19 protein-coding genes are annotated in these 20,873 nt (G+C 31.4%); 17 read left to right on the forward strand and 2 right to left on the reverse strand.

All coding sequences use genetic code 11. The features are described 5' to 3' along the window. The first annotated feature begins 80 nt into the window (after positions 1–80). From FUA24_RS17725 to FUA24_RS17800, 16 genes are all read left to right on the forward strand, one after another. A complete protein-coding gene (locus FUA24_RS17725; protein WP_148544408.1) occupies positions 81–1,082 on the forward strand; it encodes an N-acetylneuraminate synthase family protein in 1,002 nt (333 codons plus the stop codon). Next, complete coding sequence (gene neuC / locus FUA24_RS17730; RefSeq protein ID WP_148544409.1) at positions 1,079–2,239, forward strand: UDP-N-acetylglucosamine 2-epimerase; 1,161 nt, start codon at positions 1,079–1,081, stop codon at positions 2,237–2,239. The genes FUA24_RS17725 and neuC overlap by 4 nt, the downstream gene beginning before the upstream one ends. Next, a complete protein-coding gene (locus tag FUA24_RS17735) occupies positions 2,239–2,955 on the forward strand; it encodes an acylneuraminate cytidylyltransferase family protein (protein WP_148544410.1) in 717 nt (238 codons plus the stop codon). The genes neuC and FUA24_RS17735 overlap by 1 nt, the downstream gene beginning before the upstream one ends. Continuing rightward, positions 2,952–4,355 carry a glycosyltransferase family protein gene (locus FUA24_RS17740; protein ID WP_148544411.1) on the forward strand — a complete coding sequence of 468 codons (1,404 nt, stop codon included), beginning with the start codon at positions 2,952–2,954 and terminating at the stop codon, positions 4,353–4,355. The genes FUA24_RS17735 and FUA24_RS17740 overlap by 4 nt, the downstream gene beginning before the upstream one ends. Continuing rightward, positions 4,348–5,418: a glycosyltransferase family 4 protein gene (locus tag FUA24_RS17745; protein WP_246147083.1), complete on the forward strand. Its 1,071-nt coding sequence runs from the start codon at positions 4,348–4,350 to the stop codon at positions 5,416–5,418. The genes FUA24_RS17740 and FUA24_RS17745 overlap by 8 nt, the downstream gene beginning before the upstream one ends. A 4-nt stretch (positions 5,419–5,422) precedes the next feature. Further along, on the forward strand, positions 5,423–6,148 hold the full coding sequence (locus tag FUA24_RS17750; RefSeq protein WP_148544412.1) for a glycosyltransferase family 2 protein: 726 nt from the start codon (positions 5,423–5,425) through the stop codon (positions 6,146–6,148). A 682-nt stretch (positions 6,149–6,830) separates the two neighbouring features. Continuing rightward, the gene (locus tag FUA24_RS17755; RefSeq protein WP_148544413.1) at positions 6,831–7,439 is read left to right on the forward strand and encodes a hypothetical protein; all 609 of its coding nucleotides are present in this window, start codon (positions 6,831–6,833) and stop codon (positions 7,437–7,439) included. After that, positions 7,436–8,578 carry a glycosyltransferase family 4 protein gene (locus FUA24_RS17760; RefSeq protein WP_148544414.1) on the forward strand — a complete coding sequence of 381 codons (1,143 nt, stop codon included), beginning with the start codon at positions 7,436–7,438 and terminating at the stop codon, positions 8,576–8,578. The genes FUA24_RS17755 and FUA24_RS17760 overlap by 4 nt, the downstream gene beginning before the upstream one ends. Then, the gene (locus FUA24_RS17765) at positions 8,571–10,130 is read left to right on the forward strand and encodes a glycosyltransferase family 2 protein (RefSeq protein ID WP_148544415.1); all 1,560 of its coding nucleotides are present in this window, start codon (positions 8,571–8,573) and stop codon (positions 10,128–10,130) included. Before FUA24_RS17760 ends, FUA24_RS17765 begins: the two co-directional genes overlap by 8 nt. A gap of 1 nt (position 10,131) precedes the next feature. Further along, positions 10,132–11,133 (forward strand): glycosyltransferase family 2 protein, encoded by a 1,002-nt coding sequence (locus FUA24_RS17770; protein WP_148544416.1) that lies wholly within the window; start codon positions 10,132–10,134, stop codon positions 11,131–11,133. A 9-nt stretch (positions 11,134–11,142) separates the two neighbouring features. Next, entirely contained in the window at positions 11,143–11,688 is a 546-nt protein-coding gene (locus tag FUA24_RS17775) for a serine O-acetyltransferase (RefSeq protein WP_148544417.1), read from the forward strand. Continuing rightward, on the forward strand, positions 11,688–12,800 hold the full coding sequence (locus FUA24_RS17780) for a glycosyltransferase (protein ID WP_148544418.1): 1,113 nt from the start codon (positions 11,688–11,690) through the stop codon (positions 12,798–12,800). The genes FUA24_RS17775 and FUA24_RS17780 overlap by 1 nt, the downstream gene beginning before the upstream one ends. Then, positions 12,797–13,873, forward strand: a complete 1,077-nt coding sequence (locus FUA24_RS17785) for a glycosyltransferase family 4 protein (RefSeq protein WP_148544419.1) — start codon at positions 12,797–12,799, stop codon at positions 13,871–13,873. Before FUA24_RS17780 ends, FUA24_RS17785 begins: the two co-directional genes overlap by 4 nt. After that, positions 13,870–15,222: an O-antigen ligase family protein gene (locus tag FUA24_RS17790; protein WP_246147085.1), complete on the forward strand. Its 1,353-nt coding sequence runs from the start codon at positions 13,870–13,872 to the stop codon at positions 15,220–15,222. Before FUA24_RS17785 ends, FUA24_RS17790 begins: the two co-directional genes overlap by 4 nt. 34 nt (positions 15,223–15,256) lie before the next feature. Then, positions 15,257–16,267: a glycosyltransferase family 4 protein gene (locus FUA24_RS17795; RefSeq protein ID WP_148544420.1), complete on the forward strand. Its 1,011-nt coding sequence runs from the start codon at positions 15,257–15,259 to the stop codon at positions 16,265–16,267. A 54-nt stretch (positions 16,268–16,321) separates the two neighbouring features. Then, a complete protein-coding gene (locus FUA24_RS17800; RefSeq protein ID WP_148544421.1) occupies positions 16,322–17,713 on the forward strand; it encodes a sugar transferase in 1,392 nt (463 codons plus the stop codon). Between the two features lie 37 nt (positions 17,714–17,750). On the opposite strand, the gene FUA24_RS17805 is transcribed toward FUA24_RS17800, so the two are convergent. Both FUA24_RS17805 and FUA24_RS17810 read right to left on the reverse strand, forming a co-directional pair. Next, positions 17,751–18,929, reverse strand: a complete 1,179-nt coding sequence (locus FUA24_RS17805; protein ID WP_148544422.1) for a lipoprotein N-acyltransferase Lnb domain-containing protein — start codon at positions 18,927–18,929, stop codon at positions 17,751–17,753. Beyond that, a complete protein-coding gene (locus tag FUA24_RS17810) occupies positions 18,929–19,999 on the reverse strand; it encodes a putative type IX sorting system protein PorV2 (RefSeq protein WP_394344214.1) in 1,071 nt (356 codons plus the stop codon). The genes FUA24_RS17805 and FUA24_RS17810 overlap by 1 nt, the downstream gene beginning before the upstream one ends. Before the next feature lie 117 nt (positions 20,000–20,116). On the opposite strand from FUA24_RS17810, the gene FUA24_RS17815 reads away from it, so the two are divergent. Beyond that, the gene (locus FUA24_RS17815; RefSeq protein WP_148544423.1) at positions 20,117–20,872 is read left to right on the forward strand and encodes a CDP-alcohol phosphatidyltransferase family protein; all 756 of its coding nucleotides are present in this window, start codon (positions 20,117–20,119) and stop codon (positions 20,870–20,872) included. The last annotated feature ends 1 nt before the right edge of the window (position 20,873 follow it).

Below are 20,873 nucleotides of genomic sequence, written 5' to 3' on the forward strand. Positions count from 1 at the left end.
TATTATTTTTATCTTTTGGATTTTGGGGATTAAGGTTTATATTATTTTTGAAACCAATTTTGTGTAAACAAGGAATTTCTATGAAAGTTAAAATTATAGCCGAAATAGCTCAGGCACATGATGGTAGTTTAGGTATGGCCCATAGTTATATTGATGCCTTGGCTAAAACAGGAGTAAATACAATAAAGTTTCAAACACATATTGCAGATGCTGAGAGTAGTATTTATGAGCCATTTAGAGTAAAGTTTTCTAAACAAGATAAAACACGTTTTGACTACTGGAAAAGAATGGAATTTACTTTAAGTCAATGGCATGAGTTAAAACAGCATTGTGATGACGTAGGCTTAGAATTTATGAGTTCTCCTTTTAGTAATGCAGCTGTAGATGTATTAGAAGAAGTAGGCGTTTCTAGTTATAAAATAGGTTCGGGTGAGGTAAATAATTTGTTGTTGTTAGAAAAGATAGCGCAAACAGGAAAGCCTATAATCCTTTCTTCTGGAATGAGTTCATATAAAGAATTGGATGAAGCCGTAAATTTCTTAACGTCTAAAGGGGCAAATTTTTCTATACTGCAATGTACTACCTCTTATCCTACCCTTCCAGAGGAGTATGGTTTGAATGTAATATCAGAATTAAAAGAAAGGTATAACGTGCCAGTTGGTTTTTCAGATCATTCGGCACAAATAGGAACTGGAATTACAGCAGTTGCTATGGGTGCAGAAATCTTAGAATTTCATGCGGTATTTAATAAAGAAATGTTTGGTCCGGATGTGTCCTCGTCTTTAACAATGCCAGAAATAGCCTTATTGGTAAAATCGGTTAGAAATTTTGAACAGGCTTTAAATAATCCAATTGATAAGTCGGATAATTCAGAGTTTAAGGATTTAAAAGCTATTTTTGAAAAATCTTTAGCTATTAATAAAAATTTAGATAAGGGGCATATTATAGAATTTTCAGATTTAGAAGCAAAAAAACCTGCAAATAAAGGAATATCGGCCTCAAAATTTCAAGATGTTATAGGAAAAGAAACAACCAGAGTCATTAAACAATGGGAGTTTTTAAATATAGAGGACATTAAATGAGTATGAGAAAAATTTGTGTGGTTATTACTGCCAGACCTTCATATAGCAGAATAAAAACGGCTTTAAAGGCCATAAAAGAACACCCGAAATTACAGTTACAATTAGTTGTAGCAGGTTCTGCTCTTTTAGGACGTTATGGTAATGCGGTTGATTATATTGAAAGCGATGGTTTTAAAATTGATGCCAAAGTATTTATGGTATTAGAAGGTGAAAACAAAACCTCAATGGCAAAAACCACTGGCCTTGGAGTTATGGAGTTGGCCAATACATTTTATAATTTAAAACCAGATGCTGTAGTTACAATTGCAGATAGGTTTGAGACCTTGGCAACATCAATAGCTGCCTCATATCAAAATATACCTTTAATTCATATTCAAGGAGGAGAGGTAACAGGTAATATTGATGAAAAAGTAAGACATGCAAATACCAAATTAGCTGATATTCATTTAGTCGCTTCAGAAGATGCAAAGGAACGAGTTTTAAAACTTGGAGAAGATAAAGATTACGTTTTTAACACAGGTTGCCCATCAATAGATATAGCGTTTAAAGTAAATCAAACGCCAAAATTAAACTTTAATCCCATTGAAAAATATGGAGGCGTAGGAAGTAATATTAACTGGCAGAATGGTTATATTGTGGTGATGCAACATCCAGTAACTACGGAATATACAAAAGCAAAGGAAAGTGTATTATCTACTTTAAGAGCTGTTCATAAACTTGGAATTCCAACGTTTTGGTTTTGGCCAAACGTAGATGCAGGAGCCGATGGCACTTCAAATGGCATAAGATCTTATAGAGAAATTCATAAACCTAGGAACATTCATTTTTTTAAAAATATGTTGCCAGAAGATTTTCTTAGGTTACTAATAAATAGTCAATGTTTGGTTGGGAATTCTAGTGTTGGCATAAGAGAATGTGCTTATTTAGGAGTACCTGTTGTTAATATAGGTACACGTCAGCACGGAAGAGCAAGGGGTGTAAATGTTATAGATGTGTCTTATGAAGAAGAAGCCATTGAAAAAGCTATCGTAGATAGGGTAAAACAGAAAAGACCAATTATAAGTGATGCAATTTATGGAAAAGGAAACTCAGGTGAAAAAATTGCAGATATTTTAGCTGAAGTTGAATTACGTTTTCATAAAACTATTTCATATTAATGCGAATATTAGGACTCATACCGGCAAGAGGAGGTTCAAAATCTGTTCCGGGAAAGAATATTAAAAAGCTTAACGGTAAACCATTATTGCAATATACAGTTGAAGCAGCTAAAAATTCTAAAAAGTTAGATCATCTAATTTTAAGCTCAGACGATAGTAATATTATTAATATTGCTAAAGAATTAAAAGTAGATGTGCCTTTTGTAAGACCAAGACATCTAGCAGAAGATACTTCGCCAACACTTGGAGTTATTCAACATGCTTTAAAATTTTATAAAGGAATTGGGAATAATTTTGATGCTGTTTGTCTATTACAGGTAACAAGTCCATTTAAAACGGGAAAGTTTATTGATGACGCTATAGACAAGTTTGAAAATTCAGGATGTGATGCATTGGTATCTGTTCAAAATGTACCAGCCGAATATAATCCACATTGGGTCTTTAAAGAAAACCAAAGAGGCCAATTAGAATTGGTAACAGGAGAAAAAACAATCATTTCTAGACGTCAGGATTTGCCTAATATGTATCATAGAGATGGATTAATATACATCACAAAAGCTGAAGTGTTATTAGAGAAAAACTCTCTTTATGGCAATAATTTGGCATATGTAAAATCACCCTATAATTCTACAATTAACATCGATACCATTGAAGATTGGAAAAAAGCAGAAGCTTTTTTAAGTTCTGAAGAGTATAATAATTTACTAAACCTATGAATAAGTTAGTTCTAGTTATTACCGATGGTGTTGGCTTTAAAAATTATGTTCTAAGTGATTTTTTAAAAGAGGCCATTAAAAACTTTGAAGAAGTTATTATTTTTTCGGCTTTGCCGAAATCCTGTTATGATGGTTTTTTGGCTAAAAATTGTTCTTTTGAAGAATTGGAAGATCATAGAGAGTCAGGAAAAACATGGTTTTATAGAAAGTTAAAAGAAGTAGCTCATTTACAAAACCACAAGAAGAATAATTTTGGAATTAGAGCTAACCTTAAAAGAAATTACCCAAAAGGAAACTCTAAAAGGGCTATTTTAATTAAGCTGATTTTCATTTGGACGCGTTATTTTTATTCTGAGAAATTCATAAGTAAATACCAAAAACTACAAGAAACAAGTTTACAAAGTAATAGTGTTGTTAAACGTTATCTGGCTAAATTAGAAAAATACAAACCAGATATTATTTATTTTACGCACCAAAGACCTGCTTTTATAGCGCCTTTAATATATGCATCAAAAAAATTAGATATACCATCTGCATCTTTTATATTTAGCTGGGATAATTTAGCTTCTAAGGGAAGAATGGCAGGAGATTTTGATTATTATTTTGTTTGGAGCAATTTAATGAAAGAAGAGTTACTTGAATTTTATAGTAGCGTGAAGGCGGCACAAGTAAAGGTTGTGGGAACACCTCAGTTTGAGCCTTATGTACTAGATAGATATAATGATAGTAAAGCTCATTTTAATAAAAAGTTTAGTTTAAGTGATAACTACAAGACAATTTGTTACAGTTGTGGAGATGTTTCAACAAGTAAAAATGATGCATTGTATGTTAGAACTATTGCAGAGGCTATGGCATCAAAAAAAATAACTAAAGGTGTTAATTTTATTGTTAGGACATCCCCAGCGGAAGAACCAACCAGATTTGAAGCCTTAAAGGAAGAATATCCTTTTATACAATGGAACTATCCTAAATGGAAGTTAGCCAGAAATAAGCATCAAGAAATATGGTCGCAGCGAGTACCGGAGGTGGAAGATGTGTCAGATTTAAGAAGTATTTTAGCCTATTCAGATGTAATGATAAACATGTGCTCGACGATGAGTTTAGATGCTATGTTTTTTGATAAACCCGTAATCAACCCCGTTTTTGGAAACGCAAAAAACGGATTGTATGATGATCAGAAATATTTAGAATACAGACATTATAATCAGGTTGTTAAAAGCGGAGCTGTTAATGTCGTAAAAGATGCCAATCAGCTTATAGAAAAAATAAATGAACTCTTAACAAATCCAAATGCTAAACTTAAGGAGCAACATGAATTGTTAAAAGTTTTAATTACTGGAGAGTTATCGAAAACGGGCGAGAGAATTGTAAACGCTATAAAAACGAGTACGATTGGCTAATAGAGTAGCGGTAATATGTAATTATAAATTACTCCCTGAACGAGTAGGAGGTATGGATCATTTTTTCTGGGCATTTAACAAAAAATGTAAAGAAAATAATGTTGAGATCGACTGGTTTTTTCCAAACACTTCATATCATGGAGACTATTCAAGTTTAAATATTATTTCTCCAGATATTGAAATAACTTTTGAAACCTTCGTAATAAATAAGATTAAAGGAAAATATGTAACAGTGTTTACACATTTTATTGAGTTATGTACGTCCTTTTATTGCCAATTAAAAAAAGAAACAGGTGCTTACATTATTGCAGTAGACCATAATCCAAGACCTCTAAAGGGATATCCCTTAAAGAAAAGATTTAAAAAAAGACTCAAAGGATTAATTTATGCCAAACACATAGATAAATTCATTGGTGTTTCCGAATATACAACCAATGAAATTCTTAAGGATTTTGGTAGTGGTTTAAGAAATAAAGCATTTGTAATTTATAATGGTGTTATTATAGATGATATTGAACAAAATACAATTAGAAACAAGACTAACCCAAAGTTTTTGGTGGTCTCTCATTTAAGAGTTTCAAAAGGTATACAAGATTTAATAGATGCTGTAAATCTACTTTCAGATACTATAAAGGAAAATCTTAGAATAGATATTTACGGAGAAGGACCATATGAAGCTGAATTAAAGAAAAAGGTTAGCCAATTTAAATTAGAAACTATCTTTAATTTTAAAGGAAGTGTTTCAAATCTTAATGAACTCTATTGTCTTTACGATTACATGTTGCAACCTACTCATATGGAGTGTTTTAGTTTATCAATTTTAGAAAGTCTAGCGGCCAATGTTCCAGTGATAACCACTAATGTTGGGGGTAACGAAGAAGCGGTAAAACATGGTGAGAACGGGTACATTTTTGAAGTAGATAGACCTAAAGAATTGTCTACTTTGCTTATTTCTATTATGACAGGTGAAAAGTATATTATTGAAAATACAAGAAATTTAATTAAGAATGAATTTTCAATTGATAAAATGGTTGAAAGCTATTTCGAACTTTTAAGTACTTAAAATTATGAATAAAAAGATACAGGTATTATCTATAATTATCCCTGTTTTCAATGAAGAAAAAACAATTCACTTAATATTGGATAAAATATTAAAAGTAAATTTAATAGGGGGAATTGACAAGGAATTGATTATCGTAAATGATTTTAGCAAAGATAATACTTCTTCAGTTATTAGAGAATACATTAATAGGCATGATAATATTGATATAAAACTTTTTGAACAAAAAAAAAACCAAGGAAAAGGAGCTGCATTACATAGGGGTATAAAAGAATCAAAAGGTAATTTTATTGTAATTCAAGATGCCGATTTAGAATATGACCCCTTAGACTATAATGATTTGTTAAAACCTATTTTCGAGGGAACTGCCGATGTAGTATATGGTAGTAGATTTAAAGGAAGTAAACCACATCGAATTTTGTTTTTTTGGCATAGCATAGGAAATCAGTTTTTAACATTTTTAAGCAATATGATGACTAATTTGAACTTAACGGATATGGAAACATGTTACAAAATGTTCAGAGCAGAACATTTAAAATCATTAAAGCTAAATGAAAAACGTTTTGGGTTTGAACCTGAGGTAACCGCAAAAATAGCCAGGATTAAAAATATTAGAATCTATGAAGTAGGCATAAGTTACTATGGAAGAACTTATGACGAAGGAAAAAAAATAGGATGGAAAGATGGTATTAGAGCAATTTATTGTATTGTAAAATATAGGTTTTTTAAATAATATGTTTTTTAAAAAAAATATAATTTTGGTTATTTGCTTTATTGTTGTTTTAACACCTAAATGCTATTATATATTTAAAGCACATAGTGCCAATCAATACACTAAGCAAAAGGTTTTCAATAGTGGAGATGAAACTCATTTTTTAGTAATTGCTAAAAATTTAAAAAAATTCGGAACGTATTCAGACAATAGTTCAAAAACTCCATCAGAGAGGGCAACATGGCGATCTCCGTTGTGGCCGTTTATTCTGAGTCTTTTTTATCTTTTAACTGATGATGTATTCACTTTGATGTTGTTTAAATCGTTTCTCGAATTTGTTTTAATTATACTGTCTATCAATATCTTTAGAAAGTTTTTTAAGGTTTCAGGTTTGCAATTAATTCCTTTTTTTATAATATTCATGGAACCTCAATACATTAAATATTCAATAACTTTTTTGTCTGAAAGTATTACAGCTGTTTTGGTGCTTTTATTTTCCGTAAGTTTTATTGTATTTAATAAAAATAAGTATCTCAGCTCTCTTATTATAATTCTGGGGTTTCTTTCGGTTTTGTCTCATCCAGTCAGCGTATTTTTTGTAATTGCCGTATTATTTTTCTACGGGATTACTAACTTAAAATTAAACAAGGTTAGAGTTTTTCTACATGCATTTCTATTTATAGGGCTATTTGTCCTATGGCCAATGAGAAATTTACAAACGTTTCATAAAGGTTTTTATTTAACGGCATCTCAAGGAGCCGTTTTTTCAAAAGGTTGGAATGATAAGGTAGCTTTAGAATTCAATAATGTTGATGGTGATTTAGCCGATGAAAGTTTGAATTTAAAAAGAATGGGTTATAATGAAAAGGCTTTAAAACCTTTAAGTGTATTAGATAGAAGTGAATTATTAAAGGAAAGCACTTGGAACTATATAAAATCGTTATCTATCAAAGAAAAATTCTCTATTATCTATGTTAAACTGAGATCCAATTTTAACCCTTTTCCAATGAAAGAAAAAAATACATTTTTGGATAATTTAGGAATTCCTTTTAGACTTTTTTATCTCTTTGTGTTTATACAAGCTGTATATTTATTAACTATAAGAAAAAACTGGAAAGGCTCAAGGGGTCGTATTTGTTTGGTGATTTTAAGTGTTATAATTGGACAAGTAGTTATGTCTATTTATACATATACAGGATTAAGATTTAACGCTATTTACGGAGTAACACTTTTGTTTTTAGGTGTACTGATAAATCTAGAATTTTTTAAAAAAAATAGGAGTATTAGTTCGTTAAAAAAAGCGTTTTCATGAAAGTAGCCTTTTTAACACCAGAATTTCCTCATGAAAAAACGTTGCCATCAGCAGGTATAGGTGCTAGTATTTTTAATCTATCTAAAGGGTTAATACTACTAAACCATAGTGTAATTGTAATTGTTTATGGACAAGACAGAGATGAGGTGATTCAGGAAAAAGGCTTAACTATTTTCAAGGTAAAGAATGTTAAGTTCAAAGGTTTTTCGCTTTTCCTAACACAAAAAAAAGTAGAACGCTTAATTAACGATCTTTATATTACAGGTAAAATAGATATTGTTGAAGCACCAGATTGGACGGGGTTTACGTCTTTTTTAAACGTAAAAAGCCCTTTAATCATAAAGTTACATGGCAGTGATGCCTATTTTTGTCATTTGGATAATAGACCAGTTAAATTCAAAAATAAGTTTTTAGAAAAGTTAGCGTTAAGAAGAGCTGATGGTGTTATAGCAGTAAGCAAGTTTGTTGGGCAATTAACAAGTAAGGTATTCAACTTAAATTTAACATTTAATGTGATCCCCAATGCAATAGATATAAAACTATTTAATCCAAATGAGACAGAAGAGAACAATTGTATCCTATACTTTGGCACATTAATACGGAAAAAGGGCGTTTTAGAAATACCACAAATATTTAACGAGGTACATAAAGTTTTACCGAATGTGCAACTTATCTTAGTGGGTAAAGATGCATCAGATATAAAAACAGGCAAAGCTTCGACCTGGCAATTAATGAGGGATAGGTTTAGTACTAATGCGAAACCTCAAGTTCAGTATAGAGGGCAGGTGCCTTACACTGAAATTAAGAACTATATTAACAGGGCCAGCGTGTGCATATTTCCGTCTTTTGCAGAGGCACTTCCGGTTTCTTGGTTGGAGGCTATGGCCATGAAAAAGGCAATTGTAGCCTCAAATATTGGGTGGGCAGGTGAGATGATAACCAATACAAAAGAGGGAATCCTGGTAGATCCTAGGGATTATAAGGCTTTTTCAAAAGCAATTGTAAATATCTTAAATGATGTTACTTTACAAAACAACTTGGGAGAAGCGGCAAGTGTTAAAGTGAAAAAGATGTTTGATTTAGAAGTTATAGCTCAAAAAAATATTGATTTTTACAAAACTTTAGTAAACAATGTCTAATCTGAAATTGGTTTTAAAAGAATACGTAACGCAATCTAAAGAAGTATTGCTATATACAGGCAATCCTAATTTAGAAATGTTGGAAGGATTAGTGGATACTCCAGGTGATATTTGGCATAGTTCTGTAGAACAAGGCTTAAAAAACTGTTTTCAGGATATAAAGTATCAGACTGCTATTTACTGGTGGTTTTTAAATGATTTTGACCAAGATATTTGCGTTAATTGGCGTATTAATATCAATGCCTTCGTAGTTAGAAAGCAAGTGTGGAATCTGTTAAAAGATTCAATTTTTAATTATGAAAATATAATGCTCTCTGGTTTAGACTTTGGTTTTAATCTATTGCGTTATCAGGGAGGAATTCCTCTTTATGTGAAAGGTCTTTTTGCTAATGAGGAACTAGCCAATTTAAAAGTATCTCCGAAAGATAGATATTATTTTTATCTAAAAAACTTTAAAAAGCACCATAGCCATTATATGCTCTTAAGACAAGGTGTTTTCAAATTTTTAAGGGAATTTAAAGCATTAAAGGCTGCCACTGCTAAACTAGGTGGTATTAGGGGAGGTGCTAAGTTAAATGTGTCTTTAAGAGATTTGGAGCCTCTTAATTCTAAACCAACGGTTAGTCTTGTAATTCCTACAATGAAACGTCAAAAGTTTACAGAGTTATTATTGCAAGACCATAACGAACAAAGTTATCTAATAAAGGAAGCTGTAATTGTAGATGCTACACCTGAAGATGAACGTGATTCGAAATACTATCAAAAACAAAACTTTAAATTTGACATTAAGGTAAAATGGCAAACAAGTAAAGGTAGCTGTAGGGCTAGGAATGAGGCTGTAAATCTGTGCACAGGAGATTATATCATTTTTGCAGATGATGATATTAGAATTTTACCGGATTTTGTAGAAAACCATTTGAGATTTTTACAAACATATAATGCGGATGCAGCCAATGGATTAGATATTATGGCCACTAATCAATCTCAAGATTTAAGTGATCTTAAACTTAGATTGGAGGAGTTAGGAGAAACACGATGGAAAGGAGGCGTTTCTCAAGCCTTTAGTAATGCTAATTCTATTGTTAAACGTAGTTTAGTGGAAGAGCTTATTGGAAATGACATAAATTTTGATGGTGGTTATGGAGAGGATTCAGATTTTGGTCTACGTATTCTAAAATCAGGTCATGTGATAATGTATAATCCGTTTTCGCCAAATTTACATTTAAAACCACCACAAGGAGGCTATCGATTTTGGGGACAACAATCTAAAATTACTGGGAAAAAACGAAAAAAGCAACCATGGGAGTTAGATAAACCAGTTAAGTTTGTAACCCCTGTTCCAAGTCCAACTATTACTTATGGTATTTTAAAACATTACAAAAAGGAGCAAATAAAAGAATGGAGAAACAAACATTTTTTTATTTACTTATTTAAAAAAGATAAAAAGACGTTGCCAATACGTTTATTAAAACTGCCATATAAGCAATATCAATTTTCGAAATCTTTAAAATATGCTCAGCGTTTAATAGCTTTAGGTCCAAGATATAAATAGGATGAGATTTTCATTAATTATTTGTACATATATGAGGCCAGAGCCTCTTTTAAAATTGTTGAAGTCAGTTAAGAATCAATCTTTATACCCAAATGAGATTCTTATTATTGACGGCTCTACAAATAAAAAAACAGAACAGGTATTAGGGGAAAACAATTTTAGTAATCTTAAATATTTTAAGGTAGAAACCATTAACCGGGGCTTAACCAAACAAAGAAATTTTGGACTTAAGAAAGTGGATGCATTAACAGAAATTGTCTGCTTTTTAGATGATGATATCATCTTAGAACAGAATTACTTTAAAGAATTAATTTCAACTTATAAAGTCCATAAGAATGCCTTAGCTGTAGGAGGGTATATAACTAATGAAGTAGATTGGACGAAATCTGATGGGAGCAATAAGCCATCTAATTTTTATTATGACGGATGGATGAGAAAAGAGCCATCTAGATTTAAGTTAAGACGTAAGTTTGGGCTATTGCCAGATGCTAACCCAGGGTTTTTACCCTCATTTTCCCATGGAAGATCCATTGGATTCTTACCACCTTCGGGAAAAACTTATGAAGTAGAATTAATAATGGGAGGTGTCTCTAGTTACAAAAAAGAGGTTTTTAATGCACTTCAATTTTCAACTTATTTTGAAGGTTACGGTTTGTATGAAGATGCTGATTTCTCATTACGCCTTGCTAAACGAGGCAAGCTTTTTGTAAATACCGCTGCTAGACTGGCACACTTTCATGATGCTGCAGGAAGACCTAATCAGTTTAAATATGGCAAAATGGTAGTGAGAAATGGTTGGTATATTTGGAGAGTTAAAGATAAAACCCCAAGTTTTAAGGCACGAATAAAATGGAATGCAACTGCTTTTTTGCTTACAGCAATACGATTTACAAATATATTGACTAAAAATTCCAAAAGTAGGAAGATGGCCTTTACAGAAAGTATCGGTAGAGTAGTTGGTTGGTTTTCTGTTATTTTTAATAGTCCGAAAATTAAATTATAAATTTGACCTATGTTTAAAAAGATTAGGCAAGATTATTCTAAGTATAAAAAATATGGAGGTAACTTTATCTCTATTATTTTTTTTACACAAGGATTTTGGGCCATTTTTCAACATAGAATAGCACATAGCTGCTATACACTTAAAATTCCAATTGTTAAGCACATATTGTTGGTTATCTGTTTAGTTTGGCAAAAACTAATAGAAATACTCACAGGCATTTCATTGCCTTATTCAGCCAAAATTGGTTCTCATTTCTATATTGGCCACTTTGGAGGTATTATAATTAATGCAAAGGCGGTTATTGGAAACAACTGCAATGTTTCGCAAGGAGTTACTATAGGTGTTAGTGGTAGAGGAGATGAAAGAGGCGTACCTACTATTGGTAATAATGTATACATAGGAGCTAATGCGGTTGTTGCGGGGAAAATCAATGTTGGAGATAATTGCGTGATAGCCGGTAATTCTTTATTGGTAAACTCCATTAAAGATGATGTTACAGTAGCTGGTGTACCAGCAGTAGTTATTAATAACAACACCTCTAAAGATTATATTTAATGCGGTTTTTGGTAATCACTAATGCGCCAACCTTGCTGCAAGATTCTAAGTATGTAGCTTATGATCCATATGTTAGGGAAATGAACATTTGGTGCAAGTATGTTGACGAATTTACTATTGTTTCCCCAACAAGGTATAATGCTAAATTATTGATTTCTCCTTTTAATAAGCAACCAAAAGTGGTATCTGTAAAGGGCTTAAATTTTACGTCATTTTCCAATAGTATTAAAAGTGTTTTGTGGACCCCCAAAATACTATTCAAAGTATTTAGAGCATGTAAAAAAGCGGATCACATACATTTAAGATGTCCCGGGAACATTGGTTTATTGGGATGTTTGGTCCAGGTTTTATTTCCTTCAAAAATAAAGACAACAAAGTATGCAGGGAATTGGGATCCAAATGCTAAGCAACCGTTTAGTTATAGATTTCAAAAATGGCTCTTAAGTAATAGATTGTTAACTAAAAATATGACTGTTTTGGTTTATGGTAAATGGAAGAATCAGTCAAAAAATATAAAACCATTTTTTACCGCCACTTATTCCAAAGACGAAATTAGACCTTCTTTAATGAGAGACTATTCGGCTACTCTAAATTTTATGTTTGTAGGTAGTTTAGTGGAAGGCAAACGCCCTTTGTTAGCAATAAAAATTGTACAAGAGCTTTTAAAAAAAGGTATTTCAATATGTTTTAATATTTATGGAGAAGGAATTTTAAAACTAGAGTTACAAGACTATATAGTTAAAAATAATCTTAGTAATAACATAATTTTACAGGGTAATAAATCGAAAGAAGACATAAAGAAAGCTATACAAAAAGCTCATTTTTTGATATTACCATCAAAATCCGAAGGTTGGCCTAAAGTTATAGCAGAAGCCATGTTTTTTGGGGCAATACCTATCGCAACGCAAATATCTTGCGTACCTTTTATGCTAGATTTTGGGAAAAGAGGTGTTTTAATTGAACCAGAATACGAAAGTGCAGTCAATACTATATTACAGTATTTAAAAACCAAAGATTTAAAAGAGATAGCGTTATTAGGAGAAAACTGGTCTAAACAGTATACTCTAAATGCCTTTGAATTTGAGATTAAAAAATTAATCGTTAAGAAATGAGAGTACTTCAATTAGTAGATTCTTTGGATACGGGAGGTACAGAACGTGTTGCCGTAAATATTGCTAATGCTTTATCTAGTAGAATAGAAGTGTCTGTTTTATGCGCTACAAGAAAAGAAGGAATATTAAAAAAAAGTTTAAAATCCCAGGTTAAATACGCATTTCTAGAAAAGAAGAAAACTATTGATTTTAAAGCGCTAGTTACACTTAAAAAACTTGTTAAAAAGGAAAAGATTAGTATAATTCATGCACATTCTAGCTCCTTTTTTATGGCTGTTTTACTAAAGTTTGTCTATCCAAGAATTAAAATTATTTGGCATGATCATTATGGTAATAATGAGTTTATTAATCAAAGAAAAGCTAAAGTTTTAATACGGTTTTCATCCCAATTTAATCATGTTTTATGCGTAAACGAAAGGTTGAAAAACTGGGGGAAAGAAAAGCTAAAATGTAAAGATGTAGATTATATTCCGAATTTTGCAATACCATCAAATAATATCCCAATAACAACTTTAAAAGGAAATAGAGGTAAACGTATTATGCATTTGGCTAATTTGCGACCTCAAAAAGATCATGAAACCTTGTTAAGAGCTTTCGCTGAAATTATAAAAGATCACAATGATTGGACGTTGCACTGTGTAGGCAAAGATTTTAATGATCCGTATAGTGATGCCATAAAAGTACTTGTTCGTGAGCTAAGATTAAATAATAAGGTGTTTTTCTATGGAGGTATACCAGATGTTACTCATGTTTTAAATCAGGCTGATATAGCTGTACTATCGTCAAAATCTGAAGGATTACCCATAGCCTTGTTAGAATATGGATTTGCTAAGTTACCCGTTGTTGTTACTAATGTTGGTGATTGTTTAAAAGTTGTTTCAAATGAAAAGGAAGGTTATGTTGTGGAGAAACAAAATCATGAAGCATTGAAATCGAACATTATAAAAATTATAAAATCACCAGAACTAAGATTATCTTTGGGACTTAATTTATTCCATAAAGTTAATACTTCTTTTTCTGAAGAAGCCATAATTAAAGAATTAATAAACATTTATAAACTTCACCTTAAATGAAGTTAAATCTATATTATAAACTTTTAATATTTCATATGTTTTTTGGGGTAATGGTTTTTGCCGTTAAACCTTTGGCTTTGGTTTATTTTGTTTTTATATCTACGTTTTTGGGCATAAAAATATTGCGAGCTTCTGGAAATAAAAAGGTGTTTTATGTTCTGTTTTCTTGTGCCTATATTGTTGGCGCAGAGGTGTTTTTAAGAATGAATAACGGAACCTTTTTCTATGAAGCTAGCAAGTATTTAGTAATTCTCTATTCTTTAATTGGTTTATCGTCTGGAAATTTTAATAATAAGGCAATACTTTATGTACTCTATATAATTCTACTCATCCCAAGTGTTTTTGTTGCAGTATCCCAAATGGGTTTTGAAACTAATATTAGAAAGGCCATTGCTTTTAATTTAAGTGGCCCTATTTGTTTAGGGATAGTAGCCATGTATTGTTATCAAAAGACGGTGAGTTTTACGCAGTTAAAGATAATTCTGGTGGGCTTCTTATTACCATTAATTAGTATGACGGTTTACTTGTTTTTGTATACGCCAGACGTGGGAGCGTTTGTAACCAGTACAGCTTCAAACTTTGCAACCTCTGGCGGATTTGGACCTAATCAAGTAGCAACGGTTTTAGGATTGGGAATGTTTGCATTGGCCTCTCGTTTTTTTATGTCTAAAGAAGGTATAATTCCAAAACTTATAGATTTATTTGTTCTAGGTTTAATAGGGTTTAGAGCCATAGTCACTTTTAGTAGAGGAGGTGTAATAACTGGAGTAGTAATGATTTTAGCCTTTTTGCTTTTTTATTATATGAAGGTTAATATGAAAAGGAAGTTCCATATTAAAGGGGCGTTGTTGTTCTTTTTGGGAATTGTTTTGTTTACATGGATTTATAGTTCCACACAAACAAGTGGTATGATTGATAAACGTTACGCCAATCAAGATGCCGCAGGAAGAACAAAGGAAGACGTTACAACCGGAAGAGCGGAGTTATTGTTTTTTGAGTTAAATGCTTTTAGCAACAATCCATTATTTGGTATTGGTGTAGGAAAGGTAAAGGAAATTCGTTTTAACGAGACCGGTGTAATAGCAGCTTCTCATAATGAAATTGGTAGAATTATAGCAGAACATGGTTCTTTAGGTATTTTGGCTTTTCTCATTTTACTAATAAATCCTTTAATTTTTAGAATAAGAAATAGATCAAATATCTTTTTCTTTTCGTTTTATATATTCTGGATTTTAACAATAAACCATTCAGCAATGCGTATTGCTGCACCGGCTTTTGTTTATGGTTTAACACTACTAAATATTAAATACGACATTCCAAGAAGAAAATTAGGATTGGTTAAAAAGTAATACAATAGTTTATAATATTATTGTCACATAATTAATGAAAAATCTACTTTATATAGGTAATAAATTAGAGGGAGAAAATAAGACCGTCTCTACAATAGATACGTTAAGTAGATACTTTAAAGGAGAAGGATTTTATGTGAAAACTGCTTCTTCAAAAAGCAATAAAATAATACGCTTAGCAGATATGCTATGGCATATAATTATAAATAGGAAAACTACAGATTATGTTTTAATCGATACCTATAGCACTCTAAACTTTTACTACGCCTATGTTTGTGGTAGATTGTGTAAACTTTTAAATTTGAGATACGTGCCAATTTTACACGGAGGAGACTTACCTAAAAGATTGAGGAAATCTCCAAAACTTTCAAAAAAACTATTTCGAAACGCTTTCATAAATGTGGCACCATCAAAGTATCTATTTACAAAGTTTAAAGAAGAAGGGGTTCATAACTTAGTTTTTATTCCAAACACCATTGAAATCAATAATTATATTTATCAAGAAAGGAGTATTAAAGATATAAGATTATTATGGGTGAGATCATTTTCAAAAATCTATAATCCGGGTTTAGCCATAGAAATAGTGTCAGATTTGAAAAATGAAGGTTATGAAGCTGAGTTGTGTATGGTTGGACCTGATAAAGATGGAAGTTTAATAGAAACTAAAGCTTTAGCTGATAAGCTTAATGTAAAAGTTACTTTTACGGGGAAATTAGAAAAGCAAGAATGGATAGAACTATCTAATGACTATAATATTTTTATTAATACCACAAATGTAGACAATACACCAGTTAGCGTTATTGAGGCAATGGCACTTGGGTTGCCTGTAATATCAACTAACGTTGGAGGAATTCCGTATTTAATTAATAACAAAGTTGATGGGGTTTTAGTGGAACCCAATAATGTTGAAGCTTTTGTTTTAGCTATTAAAAAGCTTATCGAAGATAAAGATATGACCATCAAAATAACAAAAAATGCTAAAAATAAGGTTGAGAATTTTGATTGGAACATAGTTAAAAAAGAATGGTTGAAAGTATTATCTTAATGCTAGTCTAGTTTAAACTTTTTATATTTACCAACAAATTTTACCCAACTAAAAGTGGCTAGAAATAGTATCCATTTTAACTTATCTGAACGTAAAGTACTCTTACGTATTTTTGATATTCTTTCCATTCTCTCGGTATTGTATTTTGTGGGGAATACTTTCGATTTTGATTACTTTACAATAAATCAAGAGAATTGGAAATGGGTATTTGTCCTCATTCTGTATATCATAATTTTCGGATCTATTTTTGAAATGTATGATTTGCAAAAATCAAGTAAAATAGACAAGATTACAACAAGTATAGTTTTTACCGTTTCAACAACAGTTTTATTCTATTTTTTAACACCTTACTTCACGCCAGTATTACCAGATAATAGACTTCAAATCTTATATTTCTATTTCTCTATTTTGTTTGCATTGGTATTATGGCGTTTATGCTACATCACCTTTATTGTTTCTGCAAGATTCTATAAAAAAGCACTTATTGTTGGAGAGGTTTCTACAGTTGAAGCTATAATGGAAGCGTTTAGTTCTGCCGATCCCAATTATAAGGTAGTAGGCTTTATTAACAGTAAAAAAGAAAATGAGGAAAACATAAACTTTAATGGTGTAGAAGAGTATACTCCTAAACAACTTAAAGAAATAGTAAGAGATCAAAAGGTTTCTGAAATTGTAGTTTCAAGTTACACTTCGGAATCTATCTCCTACGAAATTCACTATGCTCTTATTTCTCTATTAGAAGAAGGTATTCCAATTAAAGAATACACCCATGTTTATGAAGACCTAACACAACGTATTCCAATTCAGTATATCGGAAAGGACTTTTATAGATATTTTCCATTTAGTAGAAGTAATCAAAATAAGTTATACCTGTTTTTTCATCGTTTATTTGATGTTATATTTTCAATTTTAGGCTTACTAATTGGTGTGGCGCTTCTTCCTTTTGTTTTACTTGGTAATTTACTTGCCAATAGAGGCCCTTTATTTTATACCCAAGAGCGAATAGGTAAAAGTAGTAAGGTGTTTAGAATAGTTAAGTTTAGAACTATGGTGAAAAATGCCGAAAAAGATGGTATTACTTGGGCACAAAAGAACGATGTTAGAATTACACCATTCGGCAAGTTTATGAGAAATACCAGATTAGATGAAATTCCTCAGTTTATTAACATCTTAAAAGGCGAAATGAGTCTTATAGGACCTAGGCCAGAGCGTCCTTATTTTGTTAAAGAATTATCTAAAATGCTCCCATTTTATGAGACCAGACACGTTGTAAAACCAGGACTAACAGGATGGGCTCAGGTTAAAACAAGATATGGCTCATCTGTAGACGATAGCTTAAGAAAACTGCAATATGACTTGTTTTATATAAAACATCGTGGCTTTTTATTAGATATTAATATTCTATTTAAAACACTGAGTACCGTAATCTTCTTTAGAGGGCAATAGTTAAATTGACTATTGACTATTGACTATTGACTATTGACTATTGACTATTGATAGTAGAATAATGTTTAATAAGGTAAAGGTACCTAATAAGTAATGCAAGAAGTAAAGGAATTAATCCAATAGCAAATATCTGAACTCCAATTATCCAATGCATTGTTAACAAACACAGCATAATTACTAAGAACTTTAAGTATTTAGCAAACCAAGATTTTGTCTTAGTTTTTAGAGTTTGTCCTATCATTAAAATATTCAGGGCAAAGGCCCAAAGCAAGTTATAGTTTTGATGCGTTCCAGTATGGTCTGTTGCAAACCAAAGCAATAAAATTAAGATACCTATTAAGCCAGTAATTGTAAATAAAGCAGCATCTAGCCATTTACTCCTCTTACCCTTTTTAAAGTCTTTATAGGTGATAAAAAGAATAAATAAGGCGACTAAACCAATAACAAATAATGGACTAGTAAAAAATGAATTAACCGCTACAGTTGGCTTCTGCTCGTAAATGATGAAATTAGCTTTAACCAAAGGTTTGTCTGTTAACTTGTGTTTTGCAACTTCAAAGAATTTAAAAATGTTTTCTGGCAAAAACATTTGCTCTTCAGGAAGCGCATTTCTATCTATAACAGAGCCTAAGGCCACATCTATTCCAAAACTTCCCCAGGTGTTTTTATCAACATTATCATAAATTAAAGACCTAAAGGTTTTTTCTTTATAATTCTTTGGAAGGTTATATACAATATTTTCTCCAGTAGAGATATTTGCAACATCCTTAATTCTTGTGGCACAATTATCAAAAAAGAACTCATATAAATACCCACGATTTTCGGGCTTATAATTATTAACTAGGTAATTATAAAGATTTTGTTTTTCGCTTTGCGATAAATCTAAAACTTGTTCTTTAACCGTTCTGTTGTAGTAAACATAAATTTGATAGAATCTACTAAACTTATCTCTACTTACTAAATAATTTAATTTGCCTTGAGCAAATTTTAAGTAAAAATTAGGCGCATCAAAATCGTATTCTCCATAACCGTAAACAATATCTAAACCATTGTTTGGGTCTTTAATTCTAAAAGCACTATGCCCAAAAGCATCATTTAGAGAATTTCCCGGTCCAACAGTGAGTACACTTATTTCAGCAGTGTCAGAAAGTGTCAGTTGTTGAGAAAATGCTAACGATGAACAAATAAAAAGAAGTAAGAATAGTTGTTTTGCCATTACCTAAAAATACTAAAATCTAGTTTTAAAGAAAATACATTGGAATATAAAGCTACACTTTGATCTCCAATATCCGTAAATGCGTAATCTATTTGAATACCACTGTATTTAAAACCAACTCCAAAACTTGGCTGAAAGGTTAACTGCTCTGTATTATCTAGTTGTAATTCATTTTGAAAGTTACCCATACCTGCGCGTAGGTAAACCATATCTATATATCCAAATTCTAAACCCAAAGCAGGGTTTATACTAGCAAACGAAGTAGAAATAATATCGTTATTTTCTTCAAAACGAACATTTAAGTTGGCCGCAGCTAAAAGCGTATAGTCATAATTAAAGTTGAATTTTTTAGAAAGCCCAATTTGAAGTTTAGGTATTGTAATTTCTGTGTTTTCTGGTAACTCTTGATTTTGTCCTTCAACAGCATCTCTAATAGTTTCAAATTCACCTTCATCTATAGCCCAAGCGTTAAAGGTTGTTGTAATATCTCGAGCCATTATACCAAATTTCCAGTTATTTTCAGTTTCAAATTGAATGGCAGCATCAATACCAAAGCCCCAAGAGGAAGCAAAATCACCAATAACTCTTCTAATGACCTTGGCATTAACTCCATAATTTAAACCTTGTACGGGTAGTTTTCTAGCATAAGAAAATGTTAGGCCATAATCTGCGGTAGAGAAAAGACTAATTCTGTCGTAATTAATATTACCCTGATCATCAATTAACTGCGTAGTATTTAAAATATCATCGACCGCAAAACGAATTAAAGAGATACTCATTGCGCTTCTATCGTCTATAGGCATGGCATAGGCAGCATAGTCGTAATTTGCAATATTTGCAAAATAGCTGGAATGCATTAAGGCTAATTGATTGTCTTCTAGAGCTAAAAGTCCAGCAGGATTCCAATAACCAGAATTAACATCTCCTGTATGAGAAGTTACGGCACCACTCATACCCAACGCAGCAGCATCCACCCCAATATTCATAAATTCGTTAGAATATTTTCTAGTAGCCTGACCAAAAACTAGCAATGATGTAAAACAAATAAAGGTTGTTAAGTAAGCCTTCAAAAGCAATTATTTTTATACAAATATAACCCTATAAACTGTAAAAAATAATAGATATTGTTTATTCCTTGTCTATGACTCAATTTGTTTGTTATTTTTACAAAAATTATAAGAATTTATATGAAGCGATACATACCAAACGCACTTACACTTTTAAACCTATTATGTGGAAGTATTGCTGTTATTCTCGCAGTAAATGACGAGTTAATTTTAGCAGCTTACTTCGTGTTTCTTGGTATATTTTTCGATTTTTTTGACGGATTTGCAGCTAGGAAGTTAAATGTTCAAAGTGAAGTCGGCTTACAATTAGATTCTTTGGCCGATGTTGTTACCAGTGGTTTAGTTCCTGGGATTGTAATGTATAAATTATTACACCTGTCTATAAATGTATACTCTGAATCCTCTGGCTCCTTTTATGAAAGGACCGAAACTATGATGTGGATAGGAGGTAAATTTCTAATATTACCAGTGTTGGGACTTGCAATAACCTTAGCTTCGGCTTATAGGTTAGCAAAATTTAATGTTGATACGGAACAACAAACCTATTTTAAAGGATTGCCAACACCAGCAAATACCTTACTAATTGTTTCTTTACCTTTAATTTTAGAGTTTCAAAATAATGATAGCATAAATACTATTATTTTAAATAAATGGTTCTTAATTGGTGTAACAATTTTGAGTTGTTGGCTACTAAATTCTGGGATAAAGTTGTTTGCTTTAAAGTTTAAAACATGGGGATTTAAAGAAAATGCAACACGATATATTTTTATAATTCTATGTGTAGTATTGCTTGTTGTTCTTAAGTTTGCAGCTATTCCTTTGGTAATATTACTATATATAATTATGTCTGTTTTAGACAATTTAACTTCTAAATAAA

The organism is Seonamhaeicola marinus (assembly GCF_008085455.1).